A 19426-nucleotide genomic window follows, 5' to 3' on the forward strand; every position below is an offset into this window, starting at 1 on the left:
CCACACACACGGGAAGGCCCCGTTCCGCAGATGCGGAACGGGGCCTTCTCGGTGTGCGGGGCGCGATCAGTGGCTGTGGCCGTGACCGTGGCCGTGGCCCGCGTCGCCCTCTTCCTCGGCCGGCTTCTCGACGACCAGGGTCTCGGTCGTGAGCAGCAGGGAGGCGATGGAAGCGGCGTTCTCCAGCGCGGAGCGGGTGACCTTGACCGGGTCGATGACGCCGGCCTTGACCAGGTCGCCGTACTCGCCGGAGGCGGCGTTGAAGCCCTGGCCCTTGTCGAGCTCGGCGACCTTCGAGGTGATGACGTAACCCTCGAGACCGGCGTTCTCGGCGATCCAGCGCAGCGGCTCGACGGCGGCGCGGCGCACGACCGCGACACCGGTGGCCTCGTCGCCCGTCAGGCCGAGGTTGCCCTCGAGCACCTTGACGGCGTGGACGAGCGCGGAGCCACCGCCGGAGACGATGCCCTCCTCGACCGCGGCGCGGGTCGCCGAGATGGCGTCCTCAAGGCGGTGCTTCTTCTCCTTGAGCTCCACCTCGGTGGCGGCGCCGACCTTGATGACGCAGACGCCGCCGGCGAGCTTCGCCAGGCGCTCCTGCAGCTTCTCGCGGTCCCAGTCGGAGTCCGTGGACTCGATCTCGGCCTTGATCTGGTTGACGCGGCCGACGACTTCCTCGTGGCTGCCGCCACCGTCGACGATGGTCGTGTCGTCCTTGGAGATCGTGACGCGGCGGGCGGTGCCCAGTACGTCCAGACCGGCCTGGTCGAGCTTGAGGCCGACCTCCTCGGCGATGACGGTGGCACCGGTGAGGGTGGCCATGTCCTGCAGCATCGCCTTGCGACGGTCACCGAAGCCGGGGGCCTTGACGGCGACCGCGTTGAAGGTGCCGCGGATCTTGTTGACGACGAGGGTGGAGAGCGCCTCGCCCTCGACGTCCTCGGCGATGATCAGCAGCGGCTTGGAGGCGCCGGCCTGGATGACCTTCTCCAGCAGCGGCAGGAGGTCCTGGATCGAGGAGATCTTGCCCTGGTTGATCAGGATGTACGGGTCGTCGAGGACGGCCTCCATACGCTCCTGGTCGGAGACCATGTACGGCGAGAGGTAGCCCTTGTCGAAGGCCATGCCCTCGGTGAACTCCAGCTCCAGGCCGAAGGTGTTGGACTCCTCGACGGTGATGACACCGTCCTTGCCGACCTTGTCCATCGCCTCGGCGATGAGCTCGCCGACCTGCTGGTCCTGCGCCGAGAGCGCGGCCACGGCGGCGATGTCGGACTTGTCCTCGATCGGGCGGGCGGTCGCGAGGAGCTCCTCGGAGACGGCCTTGACCGCGGCGTCGATGCCCTTCTTCAGGGCGGCCGGGGACGCGCCCGCGGCGACGTTGCGCAGACCCTCGCGGACCAGCGCCTGGGCCAGCACGGTGGCGGTGGTGGTGCCGTCACCCGCGATGTCGTTGGTCTTGGTCGCCACCTCCTTCACGAGCTGCGCGCCCAGGTTCTCGTACGGGTCGTCCAGCTCGACCTCGCGGGCGATGGTGACACCGTCGTTGGTGATGGTGGGGGCGCCGAACTTCTTGTCGATGACGACGTTGCGGCCCTTGGGGCCGATCGTCACCTTCACCGTGTCGGCAAGCTTGTTGACGCCGCGCTCGAGGGCGCGACGGGCGTCCTCGTCGAACTTCAGGATCTTCGGCATGGGAGCGGTTCAGTCCTCTCGTTGCGATCCTCGGCCGCTCACCGCGACCTCCACCGCCTAGAACGAACTACGCCCCTCGTCCCCCGGCATCAGCAGGGTGACCAGGGGCGCAGCTCAAATCAAAACTGGAAGCGAATTACTTCTCGACGATCGCGAGCACGTCGCGAGCCGAGAGGACGAGGTACTCCTCGCCGCTGTACTTCACTTCGGTGCCGCCGTACTTGCTGTACAGCACGATGTCGCCGACGCTGACGTCCAGCGGGAGACGCTGGCCGTCCTCGAACCGGCCCGGGCCGACCGCGAGGACGACGCCCTCCTGGGGCTTCTCCTTCGCGGTGTCCGGGATGACCAGGCCGGAGGCCGTGGTCTGCTCGGCGTCGAGCGGCTGGACCACGATGCGGTCCTCAAGCGGCTTGATGGCAACCTTGGAGCTGGCGGTCGTCACGATCCGACCTCCCCCTTCGGAGATCCGGGGTTAACTGTCTGAGGTGGCGACCAGGTCGATCCGTCGTCGCGGGTGCCGGACCTGCCTGTCGCTGTGTTGGCACTCACCGGGGGCGAGTGCCAGGTGCGAGACTATTCCGGCGATTAGCACTCGGTCAAGCGGAGTGCCAATTCCCGCCGCCGGGCGTTGCGCGGATCAGCCCTCCGAGCCCCGGAAACCCTGGCGGGAGCCCGTCCGGATCATCACCCGCACCGGGTCATTGTGTCTGGTATGTGACGCTTGGGGGCGTGCGCATCCTCGTGGTCGAAGACGAAGAGGGCCTCGCCGAGTCCCTGCGGCGCGGCCTGTCCGCCGACGGGCACGCGGCCGAGGTCGCGCACGACGGCCACCGCGGCCTGGACCTCGCCCTGGCGGGCGGCCCGTACGACGCCGTCCTCCTCGACGTCATGCTCCCGAGTGTGAGCGGGTGTCAGATCTGCACCCGCATGCGCGCCCACGCGACACCACCCCGGTGCTGATGCTCACCGCCAGGGACGGCGAGTACGACGAGGACGTGGCGCGCCGGGCCGGCCCCCGGGTGGCGCTGCGGCTGGAAGCGCGGGCACCCGTACCGGCGGCCGGCGACCAGGCGCGGCTGGACCGGGCGGCTGGCCAACCTCGTGGACAACGCCCTGCGGTACGCCCGGGCGGAGGTCGTGGTGCGGTCGGGCGCGGCGGACGGCTGGGCGGTGCTGGAGGTCGTGGACGACGGCCCGGGAATCCCGGAGGCGGACCGGGACCGGGTCTTCGAGCGGTTCTCCCCCAGCTACCGCCGGGGGGACCCCCAGGCCACGGCAAGGACAAGATCAAGAAGGCGTACGGGCTGGCGAAGGAGAAGAGGCAGGAGCAGCTCGTCGCACAGGGGGTCAAGGACGGCGGGCAGCTGGAGCGCGAGGGCCGGGAGGCGGGACGCAAGGCGCAGATCGAGACGGTGCGCAACTTCCTGGGGGCCCCGGTCGATCACTTCGCCGAGCTGAATCTGGCCGGTTTCCACCATCTCGCCGACGCGCTGGTCGGTGTGCCGGTGTGTCTGAACAAGGCGGTGAAGGACCGGTACTCGGGCGCCGACTTCCCGGCCGGCCCGCAGACCCTCGACGGACAGCGGTCGCTCGCCTTCGTACGCCAGCGGCACGGCCTGGACAGGGGGGACCTGGACCGGACGAAGCGGCAGCAGGCCTTCCTCGCGGGCGCGACGAAGAAGCTGAACTCGGCCGGGACCTTCATTGACCCGGTGAAGCTGATCAAGCTGATCGACGCCGCGAAGCAGGACGTGATGACCGATGAGGGCTGGGATCTGCTGTCGTTCGTACGGCAGGCGAAGAACCTGTCGGGCGGGAAGGTGCAATTCACGACACTCCCCGTCGAGCGCTTCGGAAGGAACCACGGCGAGGACATAAACGTCGTAGATGATATGAAGATAAAGCGCCTCATTGCAGAGCAGATCGGGCCCAAGGCCACTGCGAGCCCGAGCGCACCGAGCGCCGCTTCCTCGTCGCCGGACGCGGCCCCGCCGCCGTCCTCACCGCCGCCTTCCCCCGCCCCGGCGGACGGTGGCGGCATCCCGTGCGTGGACTGAGGCCCCTGACGACGGCGGGCGCGCGCCGCCGCACCGAGGCGCTGCTCCTGGTCTTCGTCGTCGCGATCGCCGTCTTCGGCCACGCCGCCGCGGGCCTCGCGATGAACGGCGAGCTGCCGCCCAACCTCACCGGCTTCACGATCAGCATGACGCTGCTGTCGCTGGTGGGTCACCTGGGCGTGCGCCGCTTCGCCGCCTACGCGGATCCGCTGGTCTTCCCGCTGGCCATGCTGCTGACCGGGCTGGGACTGGTGCTGCTGCACCGGCTCGACCAGGGGTACATCGAGCGGTACGGCTCGGACGCCAACGCACCCGGGCAGCTGATGTGGACGGTGGTCGGCGTCGCCGCCTGCATCCTGGTGCTGGCGCTGCTGCGCGACCACCGGCTGCTGCAGCGGTTCATCTACATCACGATGGCCGTCGCACTGGTGCTGCTGATCGCTCCGGCGTTCTTCGGCGCGGACACCTACGGCGCGAAGCGCTGGATCATCCTCTTCGGCTTCTCGCTGCAGCCGGGCGAGTTCGTGAAGATCATGATCGCGATCTTCTTCGCGGGATACCTCGTCATCCACCGCGACTCCCTGGCGCTGACGGGCCGCAGGTTCCTGGGCATGAGGCTGCCGCCGATGCGCCAGCTCGGCCCCATCGTGACGGTGTGGATCGTCTCGATGCTGGTGCTGGTCTTCGAACGCGACCTCGGCACCTCGCTGATCTTCTTCGGCGTGTTCGTGGTCATGCTCTACGTCGCCACCGAGCGCACCAGCTGGATCGTGTGCGGCGTGCTCATGGCGTCGCTGGGCGCCTTCGTGGTGGGTTCGACGGAACCGCACGTCAAGGCGCGGGTGGCGGCCTGGCTGGAGCCGCTGTCCGTCTACTCGCCGAACCCTCCGGCGGGGGTCACCTCCGACCAGTCGGCCCAGGCGCTGTTCAGCTTCGGCACCGGCGGCATCTCGGGCACCGGCCTCGGCATGGGCCACCCGGAACTGATCAAGTTCGCCGGCCGCAGCGACTTCATCCTCACCACCGTGGGCGAGGAACTCGGGCTGGCCGGGGTCATGGCCGTCCTGATCCTGTACGCCCTCCTCGTGCAGCGGGGGCTGCGGATGGCGCTCGGCGCCCGCGACCCCTTCGGCAAACTGCTGGCGGTCGGCCTCGCCTCGGCGCTGGCCCTGCAGGTCTTCGTGGTCGCGGGCGGTGTGACGGGCCTGATCCCGCTGACGGGCAAGGCGCTGCCCTTCCTGGCCAAGGGCGGCTCGTCCCTCCTGGCCAACTGGATCATGATCGCCCTGCTGCTGCGCATCAGCGACAGCGCGGAACGCCAACGCGAGGCGGACGCCCGTGGCCCGGTGGAAACGACGATCACCCCGGTGGTGTCGAGGGCGGGATGACTCCGGGACTCCCCCGCCGGGTCCGGCAGGTCCGGCAGGTCCGGCAGGTCCGGCAGGTCCGGCAGGTCCGGCAGGTCCGGCAGGTCCGGCAGGTCCACCGCCTACAGGTAGTCCTCCAGGCGCCCTATCCGGTACCCCTGTTCCTGGATCCGCTGGAGCATCCGGGTCGTCATCTGGATCTCCGTCGCGCCCTTGAGCTCGGACGGGCCGCGGAAGTGGGCCAGGATGATGTCGCCCGGTTTGAGGGCGGAGCCTTCGGCGTACTGGAAGTTGTTGATCTGCATCGAGACGCGCCACAGGACCAGGGACGAGACTCCGCACTCCGAGGCGGCCCGGAGGGTGTCGTCGTTGTAGTTCCCGAACGGCGGGCGGAAGAGCGGCGGGCGGTGGCCGAAGCGCTTCTCCAAGCGTTCCTGCTGGCCGCATATCTCGTGCTTCTGCGCCGCGTAGGACAGGGTCCGCAGGTTCGGGTGCGTCAGCGTGTGGTTGTTTATCGTGCTCGCCGAGCCGTTGTCGCGGAGCTTCTCGAAGTGCCCGTAGTCCGGCGAGGCCACACTGTCCGTCAGGAACATGCTGATCGGCAGCTTCAGATCGGCCGCCATCTTCAGGAACTCGGGATCCTTCTCCGCGCCGTCGTCGAAGGTCAGGAAGACGACCTTCTCCCCGGCCGGGACGGGTATTCGGTCGACCACCGGGACCTTGCCCGGGGCCGCCTTCGGTATCTCGGGCTTGCGGGCCGGCTTCGGGGCGTATTCGAGGGGGCCCTTCAGGCCCCACTTGCGGTACGCCTCGTCCGAGGCCGTGCCCGAACCGCCCGTCGGCGACGGCGCGGGCTGCGACGCGGACGCGCCGGGTGCGCCCGGCGTCTCTTTCGTCTTCGGCCCCAGCCGCCCGGTGGTGTCCGCGCTGTCCCCGCACCCCGACAGGGACAGCGCGAGCGCGCCGGCCACCAGCGTTCCGGCTACCAACCGGCGCGCGTGCTTCACAGATAGTCCTCCAGGCGAGCCACGGCGTACCCCTTGGCCGTGACGGTCTTCATGACATGACGGATCATGTCAGGCATCGTGCCCTTCCAGTCCTCCTTGCCCCGGAAATGCGTGAGGATGATGTCACCGGGGTGCAGATCGCGGTCCCACTCCCGGTAGTCCATCCGGTTGGGGAAGGCCTCGGCGTTCCACAGCGGGACCGCCTTGATGCCGCAGGACTTCGCCGCGCGCAGCGTGTCCTGGTTGTAGTTGCCGTACGGCGGCCGGAAGAGGGTCGGCCGCTTGCCGAACTCCTTCTGGATCGTGTCCTGCTGGCCGCAGATCTCCTCGCGCTGCTGCTCGTACGACAGGCCGGGCATGTAGCGGTGGTTGAGCGTGTGGTTGTTCAGGGTGACGCCTGCCGCCTGCATCTTCTTGAAGTACGGGTAGTTGTCACGAACGATGTAGTCGCTGAGGAAGGCCGTGTACGGGATCTTCAGCTCCTGCATCATCTTCAGGAACTCGGGATCCTTCTCCGCGCCGTCGTCGATCGTCAGGAAGACGACCTTGTCCTCCGTGGGGACGGTGGTGAAGACGTGCGGGTACTCCTCCTGGTCCTCCACCTCGAAGCCGTCGCGGGTGGTGATCTCCGGCTTCGTCTTGGGCGCCGCCGGGGCCGTGAGCGGCGTCTTGGCCAGCCCCCACTTCTTCGCCGCGGCGATCCGCGCCTGCTGGGCCGCCTTGGCCTTCTCGGCCGCGCCGAGCGCGCCGGCCGCGCCCGCCTCCGCGCCCTTGGCGGGCTTCGTCTTCTCGGCCTTGTCCGGTGCGCCGGACTGCCCGGAGCCGCACGCCGTGCCGAGGGCGGCTACCAGCAGGGCGGCCACGGCCACCCCGAACCGGCCGCGCGGACCCGCCGCGTACCGGTGACCGTGACGCGTCTTATCTTCCTTTTGTCGGATTAGCTGCATAGCTGCGCATCCTGGCACCCGACACGCGGGCCACCCGGAAGACACCGCGAGCGGAACCCCACCTTCCATCGACTGGCCCACACCGCCCGGCCCCGTCGCCGACAATGGACGCGTGACCCCCGAAGACTTCGCCGCCCTCCTCACCCCCGAGGGGCACGCCCTCCTCGACTCGCTCCGCGACTACGACCCCGCCCAGGAGCTCGCCGTCGCCACCCGGCTGCGCCGCGAGCACCCCGCCGGGCTGGTCTCCGCCGCGCTCGGGCAGGCCCGGCTACGGCAGCGGGCGGTGGCGAAGTTCGGCGCCGAGGACGCCTTCCGGATGTACTTCACCCCCGGCGGCGGCGAGATGGCCACCCGCGCGTCGGTGGCCGCGTACCGCGCCGAGCGGCTCGCGGACCTCGGCGTACGCAGTCTCGCCGACCTGTGCTGCGGCATCGGCGGGGACGCCCTCGCCCTCGCGCGGCTCGGCATCCGGGTGCTCGCCGTCGACCACGACCCGCTGACCGTCGCCGTCGCGCGGGCCAACGCCGAAGCGCTGGGGCTGGCGGACCTGATCGAGGTCCGGGAGGCGGACGTGACGGACGTGGACGTGTCCTCGTACGACGCCGTCTTCATCGACCCGGCCCGGCGCGGCGGCAATCGGCCAGGTGCCGCGCGAAGCGCGTCGATGAGGGGTGGCGGCCGGGCGACGGGTGGGCGGATCTTCGACCCGGAGTCCTACTCGCCGCCGCTGTCGTGGGCCGTGGAGACGGCCCGTACGGCGAAGTACGCCGCCATCAAGATCGCCCCCGGGATCCCGCACGAGGCGGTCCCGGCCGAGGCGGAGGCCGAGTGGATCTCCGACCAGGGCGACGTCAAGGAGGCCGTGCTCTGGTTCGGCACCGCGCCCGGCACCGTACGCGCCACCCTGCTGCCCGGGCCGCGCGCCCTGCACACGGTCGATCCGCTGCCCGACCCGGAGGCGGGTCCGGTCGGCCGCTGGCTCTACGAGCCCGACGGCGCCGTCATCCGCGCCCACCTGGTCGCCGAGGTCGCCGAGCAGCTGGACGGCCGGCTGATCGACCCGACCATCGCCTACATCACCGCCGACGAGCTGCGCGCGACGCCGTACGCGACGGCGTACGAGATCACCGACGTGCTGCCCTTCGGCCTGAAGAAGCTGAAGGCGCTGCTGCGCGAGCGCGGGGTCGGCATCCTGACGGTGAAGAAGCGCGGCTCCGCGATCGAGCCCGAGGAGCTGCGCAAGAAGGTCAAGCCGCAGGGGCCGAACTCGGCGACGGTCTTCCTGACCCGGGTGGCGGGAGCCCCGTCGATGCTGATCGGCTCGCCGGCGAAGGCAGCTCCTACGGCGTAGGCGCGCGGAAGGCGCGCACCGCCCAGCGGTAGTGCGCGCCCGCCTTGCCCAGGCCCAGCAGTCCCGTGATCCACAGGATCATCCCGAGGCCCATGTAGTACGCGATCTCGCCGTACCGCCCCTCGCTCGGCGGGACCGACAGCGCGACCCCGAAGGTCAGGAACAGTCCCGCCCCGGCCAGCCCGAAGGAGGCGAGCAGCCAGGTCAGGCTCCGGCCGGGCGCGCGCACCCGCGAGTCGGCGGCCGGATCCCGGTCCGCCTCCGCCCACGCACACAGCAGCCTGCGCACCTGGCGGTCCCGCCGGGCGCCCCAGGCGAACCAGAACCCGGCCGGTACCAGCACACCGACGCCGAGCACCGCGAAGAGGATGCCGAGGCCGAAGGAGACCATGTCGCCCTCCTCGAAGGCCATCAGGCCCATTGCGACGAAGGTCCAGCCGAGGGCGAAGACGGCCGAGACGGCCCAGAGCAGCAGCAGCCGCCCGATCCCCAGGCTCCGGCGGCCCAACTCCCGCAGGATGCGCGCGCGGTCGGCCCGTACGGCGCTTTCGTCCAGCCAGGCGCGCATGTGCACGGGGGGCGGCGGAGGCGGCAGGTCACGGCGAGGCATGCGCATGACCATAGCGCCACGGCAGCCCGGCCCGGGGCCGGACGAGGCCGGTCAGCCGCCGGTGACCTCCACCGACTCGAACCGCCAGCGGTGCACCGCCCGCGTGATCAAGTCGGCGGCCGGCTCCGGGAGTTCCGGCAGATCCGCCGCCACTCCCTCGGCGGCCTCCCACCAGGTGACCACGAGGACCCGGTCCTGCGGGGCGCGGAACACCTCGCAGCGCACCGGCTCCCGCGCGAGGACCTGCGAACGGGCCCACTCCAGCAGTTCGCTGCCCCGGCCGTCGGCGGCCCGGGCCTCCCACATCAGCGCGACGGTGCTCATGAGTACAGGTTGTCCTTGCTCAACTCGTGCACGTGGTCGTGGTCGTGAGCGTGGCCGTGAGCGTGCCCGTCGCCAGGTCCCTGTCCGTGCCCCTGGACGCCCGGCACGTGCGGGTCCGTCACCGGCAGCGAGGAGTCCGCCGACAGGTCCCAGTCCGAGGCGGGCCGGTTCCGCTTGACCATCTCCGCGCCCAGCGCCGCCACCATCGCGCCGTTGTCGGTGCACAGCTTCGGCCGCGGCACCCGCAGGATGATGCCCGCGTCGTCGCACCGCTCCTGCGCCAGCGAGCGCAGCCGGGAATTGGCGGCCACGCCGCCGCCGATCATCAGGTGGTCGACGCCCTCGTCCTTGCACGCCCGGATCGCCTTGCGCGTCAGCACGTCCACCACGGCCTCCTGGAAGGACGCGGCCACATCGCGCACCGGCACCTCCTCGCCCGCGTTCCGCTTCGCCTCGATCCAGCGGGCCACGGACGTCTTCAGGCCGGAGAAGGAGAAGTCGTACGGGGCGTCGCGCGGCCCCGTGAGCCCGCGCGGGAAGTGGACCGCCTTCGGGTCGCCCTCGCGCGCCAGCCGGTCGATCACCGGACCGCCGGGGAAACCCAGCTGGAGCACGCGGGCGATCTTGTCGAAGGCCTCGCCCGCCGCGTCGTCGATGGTCGCGCCGAGCGGCCGCACGTCGGAGGTGATGTCCGGGGCCAGCAGCAGCGAGGAGTGCCCGCCGGACACCAGCAGCGCCATGGTCGGCTCCGGCAGCGGGCCGTGCTCCAGCTGGTCCACGCAGATGTGCGAGGCGAGGTGGTTGACACCGTAGAGCGGCTTGCCGAGGGCGTACGCGTACGACTTGGCCGCCGAGACGCCCACCAGCAGCGCCCCCGCGAGGCCCGGACCCGCCGTGACCGCGATGCCGTCGAGGTCGCGGGCGCTGACCCCGGCCTCCTTCAGCGCGCGCTCGATGGTGGGGACCATCGCCTCCAGGTGGGCGCGCGAGGCCACCTCGGGCACGACACCGCCGAAGCGCGCGTGCTCGTCGACGCTCGACGCGATCGCGTCCGCGAGGAGGGTGGTGCCGCGGACGATGCCGACGCCGGTCTCGTCGCAGGAGGTCTCGATGCCGAGGACGAGAGGTTCGTCAGCCATTGCTCTCACTGCTCTCAGTTCGTGCTTGTGCGGGGTCGGTCAGTCGCATGACGAGCGCGTCGGCGTTGCCGGGCTGGTAGTAGCCGCGCCGGAAGCCGACGGGCTCGAAGCCGAAGCGCTCGTAGAGCTTCTGGGCGCGGGTGTTGTCCACCCGCACCTCCAGCAGCACCTCGGCGCACTCGAAGGCGGTGGCGGCCCGCAGCAGGTCGGTCAGGAGCCGGGCGCCGAGCCCGGTCCCCCACTGGTCGCGGGCGGCCGCGATGGTCTGTACGTCGGCCAGGTCGCCGGCGGCGGCCAGCCCTGCGTAGCCCACGATCCGGCCGGTCCCCGGGGCGCGGCCGGTGTCGGGGAACGTCTCGGCCACGACGTACCGGCGGGTGGCCCGCGGGCCGCGGGCGTGGGCGAGCTCGGACCAGAACATGCCCGCGGACCAGGCGTCCTCGGGGAACAGCTCGTGTTCCAGCTCCAGCACGGGCTCGATGTCCCACCAGCGCATCTCGCGGAGCACGACGTCAGGGGCGGCCGTCACTGCGGGGTGACCACCTTGTAGTTCTTGGGCACCTGCGCGTCGGGCCGGCGCAGGTAGAGGGGGGCCGGCGGAAGGCCGGCACTGTTCTCGAACGCCACCCCGGCCGCGAGCCGTTCCGCGGCGAGGGAGGCCAGTGCGGCGGCCGACTGGTGCACGGGCCCGCGCGCGTCCGGGAAGACCTCCGGGTACAGCAGCGCGCCCTGGCCCACCGCCGGGAGGCCGGCGACCTGTTCGGCGATGTCGGCCGGGCGGTCCACGGCGGGCTCGCCGACCCGCGTGCGCGGGTCCTCGTAGCGTGCCCAGTAGACCTCCTTGCGCCGTGCGTCGGTGGCGACGGTGAAGGGACCCTCGATCCCGGCGGCCCCCGCGGCGTAGGCGAGGCCGTCGAGCGTGCACAGGCCGTGCACGGGCACACCCAGCACGGAGGCGAAGGTCGCGGCCGTGACGAGGCCGACGCGCAGACCGGTGTAGGGGCCGGGGCCGACGCCGACGACGATGCCCGTGACGGCGTCGAGCTTCAGCCCGGCCTCGGCGAGCACGTTGTCGACACAGGGCAGCAACAGCTCCCCGTGGCGGCGGGCGTCGACCTGGCTGGACTCGGCGAGGACGGACTCGCCGTCGTGCAGGGCGACGGTGACGGCGGGCGTGGCGGTATCTACAGCGAGCAAGAGCACGCGAACAGCCTACGACTCCGCAGCCCCAAGGGTTCGCGGGCGGTTGTGGAGCGGGCCTGCTGCTACCTTTCGATCAGGTATTCCAGGCACCGCGGAGAGGTGGAGCAAGGTGGCACGCAGCAGCTCGGGAATCGTGGCCGGGCTCACCGCCGTGGCAATCGCCGCCGTCGGTCTCCTCGGCTACCAGGCATCCGCGACGGCGCCCGCGCACCCTCCGAAGGCGGCCCAGCAGGAGCCGGCTCCCGCCCCGAGCCAGTCCGCCGTCAAGCAGGACCCGAAGAAGCCGGTGCCCGTGCCGGAGGGATCCGGTACCGGGGTGCGCGTCGTGTACTCGGTAGGCCAGAAGCGGGTGTGGCTGGTGGGCGACGCCGGTCAGGAGCCGAAGTCGTTCACGGTGATGCCGAGCACGGTGCACCCGAAGGCGGGCAGCTACGTGGTCGGCTCGCGCTCGGGCGCGGTCACCGGCTCGGACGGCGTGCCGATCGAGCACGTCGTACGGTTCGCCAGCACGGAGGGCGTGGCGATCGGCTTCAGCGCCCGCGCGGACGGCGCCACTCCGGAGCCCGACCCGAACAAGAAGACCGGCGGCATCCGCATGACGAAGGCCGACGGCGACGCGATGTGGGCATTCGCGACAATCAACTCGAAGGTCGTCGTCGTTCCCTGACGGGCCGGCTTCACCCGTAAGAGCTCAGGCCCGCACGCACTCAGGCCGCTTCGGACTCCGGAGCGGCCTGCTCCCGTACGCCGCCCTCCGGCCCGTCCTGCGGTACGCGTTCGGGCGCGGGCGGCGTCGAGACGGCGGTGGCGGCCATGCCGGCGGCGAGCAGCGCCCGCATCGACACGGCGGACGGGCGGGGTTCGCGGTGCGCTCCTGATGGTGCCGACATGGCTGCCTCCTGGGCCCCGGCACGCCGAACTTAGGCATACCTAAGAAACTCTCGGTACCATGTCATCACGGGCGCCGCCACGGGCGCAATATCTTGCCGACGAGTTGTCGGTACGTTTACTCCGAGAGGGCGCCTGCCAGCGCGTCCAGCCCGGCCCCGCCGGCCCAGCGCGCCCCGACCCCGCGGACCGAGACCTGCCGTACGTCGTCCAGGACCTCCTCGTGGCCGACCGCCCGCGCGATCACCACGTGCAGCCGGTCGTCGGAGAGCTCCTCCACCTTGCCGTCGCCCCACTCCACGACGACGACGGACTCGGGCAGCGAGACGTCGAGGTCCAGGTCCTCCATCTCGTCCAGCCCGCCGCCCAGCCGGTACGCGTCCACGTGCACCAGCGCCGGCCCGCCGCCCAGCGGAGGGTGTACGCGGGCGATCACGAAGGTCGGCGAGGTCACGGCCCCGCGCACGCCCAGGCCCTCACCGAGCCCGCGGGTCAGTGTGGTCTTGCCCGCGCCCAGCTCTCCGGTCAGCAGGACGAGGTCGCCCGGGCGCAGCAGGCCGGCGAGCCTGCGGCCCAGATCGCGCATCGCGTCCGGGGAGTCGACGGTGATCCGGGCCTCGGCCCCGGCACCCGCGTCGGCGCCTGCCTCAGGTCGTCCCGGTGCCTGGCTGCGCTGTGCTTCCAGCGGTACTTCTTCCATGCCCGCCAACGTTAGTCGGTGCGGCGGCCGGGACCGCCCCGGTGCGCGCCATCAGCTCGGTCAGCAGCCCCGTCACCGTCTCCGGGTGCTCCAGCATCATCAGGTGCCCGGCGGACTCCAGGACCACCAGTTCGGCGCCCGGCAGCGCCTCCTTGATGGCCACGCTGTGCCCGGGCGGGGTGATCATGTCCTTGTCCCCGGCGATGACGGTGACGGGTATGTCCGCGAACCGCTGGAGCGCGGCGGTCTTGTCGTGGGTCTGGAAGGCCGGGTAGAACTCGGCGACCACGTCGATCGGGGTGGCCTCGATGAGCCGCTCGGCGAAGCGCGCGACGGCCGGGTCCACGTCCCGGGAGCCGAACGAGTACATCTTGATCATGCCGGCGAAGAGGTCGGCGGTGGCCCTGCGGCCCTTCTCCACCAGCTCCACCTGTGAGCCCAGCGCCTTGAGCACGCCCGGCAGGATGCGGCGTACGGCACCGAGGCCCACGGAGGGCAGCCCGTACGTCACCTCGTCGAGGCGGCCGCTGGAGGTGCCGACGAAGGCGACGCCGACGACTCGGTCGCGTACGAGGTCGGGGAACTGCTCCGCGAATCCCATGATGGTCATACCGCCCATCGAGTGACCCACGAGGATCAGCGGGCCCTCGGGCGCGGCGGCGTCGATGACGGCCTTCAGGTCGCGGCCGAGCTGCTCGATGGTCACCGGATCGCCGTCCGCCTGGGCCAGTCCGCGGGCGCTGCGGCCGTGGCTGCGCTGGTCCCAGTAGACCGCGCGGGCCACGCCGCGCAGGGCGGCGCGCTGGAAGTGCCAGGAGTCCTGGCCGAGGCAGTAGCCGTGGCAGAGGACGACGGTGGCCGGCGGTGCGGGCTTGCGGCGCAGTCGCGACCGCGGCCGCTTGCTCTCCTCGGGGAGCTCGTCGACCTCGTAGTAGAGCTCGGTGGCGTCCTCGGCCTGACAGGTCCCCTGCGTGCCGCGCAGGGACCCGTAATCGCCCGCCGCGTCGAGGGCGAGGCGCGCCTTCATGCGCATGCCCCGCCCGACGGTGATCCGTTCGACCGCGACACCGGCAGCCGCGCCCGCGGCTATCACGCCGATGGCGGCGCCGGCCCAGCCGGCCTTGCGCCAGTTCTCGCTCACGCCGCCGCCCTCACTCCGTCTCAGGCGCCCAGGTACACCCGGGGCACGCGCCCTCCGATACGGGTGACGATCTCATACGCGATGGTGTCTGACGCTTGAGCCCAGTCCTCGGCGGTGGGCTCGCCGCGCTCCGCGTCCCCGAAGATGACGGCTTCGTCACCCACCGTCGCCGGGTCACCGTCGAGGTCGACCACGAACTGGTCCATGGCCACCCGCCCGGCGACACGGCGGATTTTCCCGCCGACGAGGACCGGGCCGCGCCCGGAGGCGGCCCGCGGGATGCCGTCGGCGTAGCCCGCCGGGATCAGCGCGAGGGTGGTCTCGGCGTCGGTGACGTGGTGGTGCCCGTAGCTCACGCCGTGCCCGGCCGGGACGTTCTTGACCAGCGCGAGGGAGGCCTTGAGGGCCATGGCGGGCCGCAGGCCCAGCTGGGCCGGGGTGCCGAGCTCGGGCGCGGGCGAGACCCCGTAGACGGCCAGCCCGCAGCGCACGAGGTCGAAGTGGGACTCGGGCAGGGTGAGGGTGGCCGGCGAGTTGGCGATGTGCCGGACCTCGGGCTCGACGCCCTCCTTCTCGGCGTACGCGAGCATGTCTCGGAAAGCGGCGAGCTGGAGCTGGATGGACGGGTGCCCGGGCTCGTCGGCGCAGGCGAAGTGCGACCAGACGCCGGTGACCTGGACGGCGCCTTCCGCCTGGGCGGCGACGGCCGCCCCCACGAGCTCCGCCCAGTCGGCGGGCTGGCAGCCGTTGCGGCCGAGTCCGGTGTCGGCCTTGAGCTGGATCCGGGCGGGCCTGCCGGCCGCCCTGGCGGCTTCACGTACCTCGTCCAGGGCCCACATCCCGCTGACGGAGACGTCGAGATCGGCCTCGACGGCCGCCTGCCAGGGGCCTCCGGGGGTCCACAGCCAGCACATGATCCGGCCTTCGACCCCGGCGGCGCGCAGCGCGAGCGCCTCGTCGGGCGTGGCGGTGCCGAGCCAGGTGGCCCCGGCCTCCTGGGCGGCCTTGGCGCAGGCCAGGGCCCCGTGCCCGTAGGCGTTCGCCTTGACAACGGCCATCAGCTCGGCCCGGGGTGCCCGTGCGCGCAGCGCGCGCACGTTCGCCCGTACGGCATCGAGGTCGATCTCGGCGTACACGCGCGTCGGTGTCTCGTTCATCCCCCACAGTCTCTCAGAACCCCTGCCGCGCGCTGCTCGGGGCGCCACGTGCACACCGCTGCGGCCTGAGGCACGGGGTCCGGGGGCGGAGCGCCGGCAGCGACCGCCGCGCCCGGGCCCGTCACGGCCGGCGGACGTCGCGCCAGGCGGCCGGAAGGGCGGCGGCCACGTCCTGGGCCAGCAGCGGCCCGCCGGCGATCCTGGCCGCCAGGCCGTGGAGGTACGCCGCCACCGACCCGGCGTCCGCCCCGGACAGCCCGCTCGCCAGCAGGGACCCGGCCAGCCCTGACAGCACGTCCCCGCTCCCCGCGGTGGCCAGCCACGCGGTCCCCGTCGGGTTGACCCGGACGGCCGCCACCCCGCCGGAGGCGACCAGCGTCGTCGAGCCCTTCAGCAGCACCGCCGCCCCGTAACGCTGCGAAAGCGCCCGCGCCGCGGCCAGCCGCCCCGCCTCCACCGACTCCCGCGAGACCGCCAGCAGCGCCGCCGCCTCCCCCGCGTGCGGGGTGAGCAGGGTCGGAGCCGTCCGGGCCCGCAGCACCTCGGCGTCCAGCCCCCGCAGCCCATCCGCGTCGACCAGTACCGGCACGTCCTGCGCCAGCAGGTCCGCGACCTCCCCGCCGCGCCCCTCGCCCAGTCCCGGCCCGACCACCCACGCCTGTACGCGGCCCCGGCCGATCAGCGTCTCGGGATACCGGGCGAGCACGGACTCCGCCCCCGGCCCGACGTACCGCACCGCGCCCGCGCCGCCCCGCAGCGCCCCCGCCACGGCCAGCACCGCCGCGCCCGGGTACTGGAGGGACCCGGCGACGATCCCGACCACGCCCCGCCGGTACTTGTCGCTCGACGCCGTCGGCACGGGCAGCAGCCCCGCCACATCGGCGTGCTGCAGGGCCTCCACGGCGGGCGCGGACAGATCGAGCCCGATGTCCACCAGGTGCACCACGCCGGCCCGCGAAGCCCCGGGATCGATCAGCAGTCCGGGCTTGTACGCCCCGAAGGTCACCGTCACATCGGCCGTGACGGCCGGCCCCGCCACCTCCCCGGTGTCCGCGTCCACGCCGCTCGGCAGATCCACGGCGACCACGGGGACCCCCTGCGGGATCCGCTCCACCAGCGCCGCGGCCGCGGGCCGCAGACCGCCCCGCCCGCCGATCCCGAGCAGCCCGTCCACCACGAGGTCCGCCCGCCGCGGGACCTCCCGCGCGATCCGCCCGCCGGCGGCCCGCAGCGCGGCGGACCCGCCCGCGTGCATCCGCTCGGGGTCCATCGGCACCGCCGTCACCCCGGCCCCGCGCCGGGCGAGCCGCGCCCCGGCGTAGAGGGCGTCACCGCCGTTGTCGCCGGGCCCGACCAGCAGGACGACCCGCCCGCCGTAGACCCTCGGCAACAGCCCCGCGCAGACGGCGGCCAGCCCGGCCGCCGCCCGCTGCATCAGGGCGCCTTCGGGCAGCCGGGCCATCAACTCGCGCTCGGCGGCCCGTACGTTCTCCACGCTGTAAGCAGTACGCATGGCACCAGCGTGCCCGACGAGGACGCCTATCCCTCGGCGATCACCACGGCGGACGCGACACCGGCGTCGTGGCTCAGCGAGATGTGCCAGGACTTCACGCCCAGTTCCAGTGCCCGCGCCTCGACCGTCCCGGACACCCGCAGCCGCGGCTGCCCCGAGTCCTCCACGTACACCTCGGCATCGGTCCACAGCAGCCCGGCGGGCGCACCGAGCGCCTTGGCCAGCGCCTCCTTGGCCGCGAACCGGGCGGCGAGCGAGGCGATACCGCGCCGCTCACCGCTCGGCAACGTCAACTCGTCGTCGAGGAACAGCCGCTGCGCCATGTTCGGCGTCCGCTCCAGCGCCGCGCCGAACCGCTCGATCTCCGCGACGTCGATCCCCACGCCGATAATCACCGCATCAGCCCCCAACTACTCCACCGTCACCGACTTTGCGAGGTTACGCGGCTGGTCCACCTCGTTGCCGCGCGCCGTCGCCAACTCGCACGCGAACACCTGCAGCGGCACCGTCGCCACCAGCGGCTGGAGCAGCGTCGGGGTGGCCGGGATCCGGATCAGGTGGTCGGCGTACGGGACGACCGCCTCGTCGCCCTCCTCCGCGATCACGATGGTCCGCGCCCCGCGCGCCCTGATCTCCTGGATGTTCGACACGATCTTGTCGTGGAGCACCGACCGCCCGCGCGGCGACGGGACGACCACCACCACCGGCAGGTCCTGCTCGATCAGCGCGATCGGACCGTGCTTGAGCTCGCCCGCCGCGAAGCCCTCGGCGTGCATGTACGCAAGCTCCTTGAGCTTGAGTGCGCCCTCCAGCGCCACCGGGTAGCCCACGTGGCGCCCCAGGAACAGCACGGTGTTCTTGTCGGCGAGGGACCGTGCGAGCGCCCGTACCGGCTCCATGGTCTCCAGTACGGTGTCCACCGCCGCAGCGATGTCCGACAGCTCCCGGATCACCGCCTCGATCTCGTCGCCCCACTTCGTGCCCCGTACCTGCCCGAGGTACAGCGCGACGAGGTAACAGGCCACCAGCTGCGTCAGGAACGCCTTGGTCGAGGCGACGGCCACCTCGGGGCCGGCGTGCGTGTACAGCACGGCGTCGGACTCGCGCGGGATCGTCGAGCCGTTCGTATTGCAGATGGCCAGCACCCTGGCGCCCTGCTCGCGCGCGTGCCGCAGCGCCATCAGGGTGTCCATGGTCTCGCCGGACTGCGAGATCGCGACCACCAGCGTCCGCTGGTCCAGGATCGGGTCGCGGTAGCGGAACTCGCTCGCCAGCTCCGTCTCGCACGGGATGCGGGTCCAGTGCTCGATGGCCAGCTTCGCGATCATGCCCGCGTGGTACGCCGTACCGCACGCCACGATCACGATCTTGTCGACCTCCCTGAGCACCGAGACGGGGATGCGCACCTCGTCCAGGGTCAGCGAACCGCTCGCGTCGATCCTGCCCAGGAGGGTGTCGGCGACAGCCTTCGGCTGCTCGGCGATCTCCTTGAGCATGAAGTAGTCATAACCCCCCTTCTCGGCCGCCGAGGCGTCCCAGTCCACGTGGTACGCCCGCACGGACGCGGGCGCACCGTCGAAGTCGGTCACCGTCACCCCGTCGCGGCGGAGCTCGACGACCTGGTCCTGCCCCAGCTCGATCGCGGACCGGGTGTGGGCGATGAACGCGGCCACGTCCGAGGCGAGGAAGTTCTCTCCCTCTCCAACGCCCACCACCAGGGGCGAGTTCCGGCGCGCGCCGACCACCACGTCCGGCTCGTCGGCGTGCACCGCGACCAGCGTGAAGGCGCCCTCCAGCCGCCGGCACACCTGCCGCATCGCCGCCGCCAGGTCCGCGGTCTGCGCGAACCGCTCGGCGAGCAGGTGCGCCACGACCTCGGTGTCCGTCTCGGACTCCAGCCGGTGCCCGCGCTCGGCCAGTTCGGCGCGCAGCGCGGCGAAGTTCTCGATGATGCCGTTGTGCACGACGGCCACCCGCCCGGAGTTGTCCAGGTGGGGATGGGCGTTGACGTCGGTGGGCCCGCCATGGGTGGCCCAGCGGGTGTGCCCGAGCCCGGTGGACCCGGCCGGCAGCGGTTTGCCGACGAGCTCCTTCTCCAGATTGACGAGCTTCCCGGCCTTCTTCACGGAGGTCAGGTCCCCGTCGGAGAGGATGGCGACGCCCGCCGAGTCGTAGCCGCGGTACTCCAGCCGCTTGAGTCCGGCGATGACCACATCGAGCGCCGACTGCGCTCCCACGTAACCCACAATTCCGCACATAGGCCGCAGCGTACGCCGAAGTTGCCCGCCTGCCCCGTACCTGAACAAGACGAAAACCCCGCC

General features: G+C 72.0%; 22 protein-coding genes. 6 read left to right on the forward strand and 16 right to left on the reverse strand.

Annotated elements, in window-relative coordinates:
* Positions 1 to 66 precede the first annotated feature (66 nt).
* A complete protein-coding gene (gene groL / locus ACFYOB_RS23235; protein ID WP_376680417.1) occupies positions 67 to 1695 on the reverse strand; it encodes a chaperonin GroEL in 1629 nt (542 codons plus the stop codon).
* A gap of 136 nt (positions 1696 to 1831) precedes the next feature.
* The gene (groES, locus tag ACFYOB_RS23240; RefSeq protein WP_030230757.1) at positions 1832 to 2140 is read right to left on the reverse strand and encodes a co-chaperone GroES; all 309 of its coding nucleotides are present in this window, start codon (positions 2138 to 2140) and stop codon (positions 1832 to 1834) included.
* Between the two features lie 287 nt (positions 2141 to 2427).
* On the opposite strand from groES, the gene ACFYOB_RS23245 reads away from it, so the two are divergent.
* The 4 genes from ACFYOB_RS23245 (at position 2428) to ACFYOB_RS23260 (ending at position 5143) form a co-directional block, all read left to right on the forward strand.
* Positions 2428 to 2658, forward strand: coding sequence for a response regulator (locus ACFYOB_RS23245; RefSeq protein ID WP_388562327.1), 231 nt, complete (start codon positions 2428 to 2430; stop codon positions 2656 to 2658).
* A 180-nt stretch (positions 2659 to 2838) separates the two neighbouring features.
* Complete coding sequence (locus ACFYOB_RS23250; protein ID WP_388562467.1) at positions 2839 to 3156, forward strand: ATP-binding protein; 318 nt, start codon at positions 2839 to 2841, stop codon at positions 3154 to 3156.
* Entirely contained in the window at positions 3063 to 3755 is a 693-nt protein-coding gene (locus ACFYOB_RS23255) for an LCP family protein (RefSeq protein ID WP_388562469.1), read from the forward strand. Before ACFYOB_RS23250 ends, ACFYOB_RS23255 begins: the two co-directional genes overlap by 94 nt.
* Positions 3743 to 5143, forward strand: a complete 1401-nt coding sequence (locus tag ACFYOB_RS23260) for an FtsW/RodA/SpoVE family cell cycle protein (RefSeq protein ID WP_388562329.1) — start codon at positions 3743 to 3745, stop codon at positions 5141 to 5143. The genes ACFYOB_RS23255 and ACFYOB_RS23260 overlap by 13 nt, the downstream gene beginning before the upstream one ends.
* Before the next feature lie 101 nt (positions 5144 to 5244).
* On the opposite strand, the gene ACFYOB_RS23265 is transcribed toward ACFYOB_RS23260, so the two are convergent.
* A complete protein-coding gene (locus ACFYOB_RS23265; RefSeq protein WP_388562331.1) occupies positions 5245 to 6129 on the reverse strand; it encodes a polysaccharide deacetylase family protein in 885 nt (294 codons plus the stop codon).
* On the reverse strand, positions 6126 to 7076 hold the full coding sequence (locus ACFYOB_RS23270; protein ID WP_388562333.1) for a polysaccharide deacetylase family protein: 951 nt from the start codon (positions 7074 to 7076) through the stop codon (positions 6126 to 6128). Before ACFYOB_RS23270 ends, ACFYOB_RS23265 begins: the two co-directional genes overlap by 4 nt.
* A 112-nt stretch (positions 7077 to 7188) precedes the next feature.
* On the opposite strand from ACFYOB_RS23270, the gene ACFYOB_RS23275 reads away from it, so the two are divergent.
* Positions 7189 to 8430, forward strand: a complete 1242-nt coding sequence (locus tag ACFYOB_RS23275) for a methyltransferase domain-containing protein (protein ID WP_388562335.1) — start codon at positions 7189 to 7191, stop codon at positions 8428 to 8430.
* Here the strand turns inward: ACFYOB_RS23275 and ACFYOB_RS23280 are convergent.
* Genes ACFYOB_RS23280 through tsaB form a run of 5 tightly spaced genes read right to left on the reverse strand, consistent with a single transcriptional unit; the run spans position 8420 to position 11706 of the window.
* A complete protein-coding gene (locus tag ACFYOB_RS23280; RefSeq protein ID WP_388562337.1) occupies positions 8420 to 9040 on the reverse strand; it encodes a hypothetical protein in 621 nt (206 codons plus the stop codon). The two genes, ACFYOB_RS23275 and ACFYOB_RS23280, sit on opposite strands and share 11 nt — an antisense overlap.
* A 51-nt stretch (positions 9041 to 9091) precedes the next feature.
* Positions 9092 to 9364: a hypothetical protein gene (locus ACFYOB_RS23285; RefSeq protein WP_388562339.1), complete on the reverse strand. Its 273-nt coding sequence runs from the start codon at positions 9362 to 9364 to the stop codon at positions 9092 to 9094.
* Positions 9361 to 10503: a tRNA (adenosine(37)-N6)-threonylcarbamoyltransferase complex transferase subunit TsaD gene (gene tsaD, locus ACFYOB_RS23290; protein WP_388562341.1), complete on the reverse strand. Its 1143-nt coding sequence runs from the start codon at positions 10501 to 10503 to the stop codon at positions 9361 to 9363. The genes ACFYOB_RS23285 and tsaD overlap by 4 nt, the downstream gene beginning before the upstream one ends.
* The gene (gene rimI / locus ACFYOB_RS23295; protein WP_388562471.1) at positions 10496 to 10999 is read right to left on the reverse strand and encodes a ribosomal protein S18-alanine N-acetyltransferase; all 504 of its coding nucleotides are present in this window, start codon (positions 10997 to 10999) and stop codon (positions 10496 to 10498) included. Before rimI ends, tsaD begins: the two co-directional genes overlap by 8 nt.
* A 29-nt stretch (positions 11000 to 11028) precedes the next feature.
* Positions 11029 to 11706, reverse strand: a complete 678-nt coding sequence (gene tsaB, locus ACFYOB_RS23300; RefSeq protein WP_388562343.1) for a tRNA (adenosine(37)-N6)-threonylcarbamoyltransferase complex dimerization subunit type 1 TsaB — start codon at positions 11704 to 11706, stop codon at positions 11029 to 11031.
* A 109-nt stretch (positions 11707 to 11815) separates the two neighbouring features.
* Between tsaB and ACFYOB_RS23305 the strand changes: the two genes are divergently transcribed.
* A complete protein-coding gene (locus ACFYOB_RS23305; RefSeq protein ID WP_388562345.1) occupies positions 11816 to 12373 on the forward strand; it encodes a hypothetical protein in 558 nt (185 codons plus the stop codon).
* A 40-nt stretch (positions 12374 to 12413) separates the two neighbouring features.
* On the opposite strand, the gene ACFYOB_RS23310 is transcribed toward ACFYOB_RS23305, so the two are convergent.
* From ACFYOB_RS23310 to glmS, 7 genes are all read right to left on the reverse strand, one after another.
* Complete coding sequence (locus ACFYOB_RS23310) at positions 12414 to 12596, reverse strand: hypothetical protein (protein WP_388562347.1); 183 nt, start codon at positions 12594 to 12596, stop codon at positions 12414 to 12416.
* Between the two features lie 116 nt (positions 12597 to 12712).
* Complete coding sequence (gene tsaE / locus ACFYOB_RS23315) at positions 12713 to 13294, reverse strand: tRNA (adenosine(37)-N6)-threonylcarbamoyltransferase complex ATPase subunit type 1 TsaE (protein WP_388562349.1); 582 nt, start codon at positions 13292 to 13294, stop codon at positions 12713 to 12715.
* Positions 13242 to 14435 carry an alpha/beta fold hydrolase gene (locus tag ACFYOB_RS23320; RefSeq protein WP_388562351.1) on the reverse strand — a complete coding sequence of 398 codons (1194 nt, stop codon included), beginning with the start codon at positions 14433 to 14435 and terminating at the stop codon, positions 13242 to 13244. Before ACFYOB_RS23320 ends, tsaE begins: the two co-directional genes overlap by 53 nt.
* 20 nt (positions 14436 to 14455) lie before the next feature.
* Positions 14456 to 15592 (reverse strand): alanine racemase, encoded by a 1137-nt coding sequence (gene alr, locus ACFYOB_RS23325; RefSeq protein WP_388562353.1) that lies wholly within the window; start codon positions 15590 to 15592, stop codon positions 14456 to 14458.
* A gap of 121 nt (positions 15593 to 15713) precedes the next feature.
* Entirely contained in the window at positions 15714 to 17105 is a 1392-nt protein-coding gene (locus ACFYOB_RS23330; protein ID WP_388562355.1) for an NAD(P)H-hydrate epimerase, read from the reverse strand.
* Between the two features lie 26 nt (positions 17106 to 17131).
* Positions 17132 to 17500 carry a holo-ACP synthase gene (locus ACFYOB_RS23335; protein WP_328927174.1) on the reverse strand — a complete coding sequence of 123 codons (369 nt, stop codon included), beginning with the start codon at positions 17498 to 17500 and terminating at the stop codon, positions 17132 to 17134.
* 15 nt (positions 17501 to 17515) lie between these two features.
* Positions 17516 to 19363 carry a glutamine--fructose-6-phosphate transaminase (isomerizing) gene (glmS, locus tag ACFYOB_RS23340; protein ID WP_388562357.1) on the reverse strand — a complete coding sequence of 616 codons (1848 nt, stop codon included), beginning with the start codon at positions 19361 to 19363 and terminating at the stop codon, positions 17516 to 17518.
* Positions 19364 to 19426 lie beyond the last annotated feature (63 nt).

Origin of the sequence: Streptomyces sp. NPDC006463 (genome assembly GCF_042870715.1) — a bacterium.
Lineage (GTDB): Bacteria > Actinomycetota > Actinomycetes > Streptomycetales > Streptomycetaceae > Streptomyces.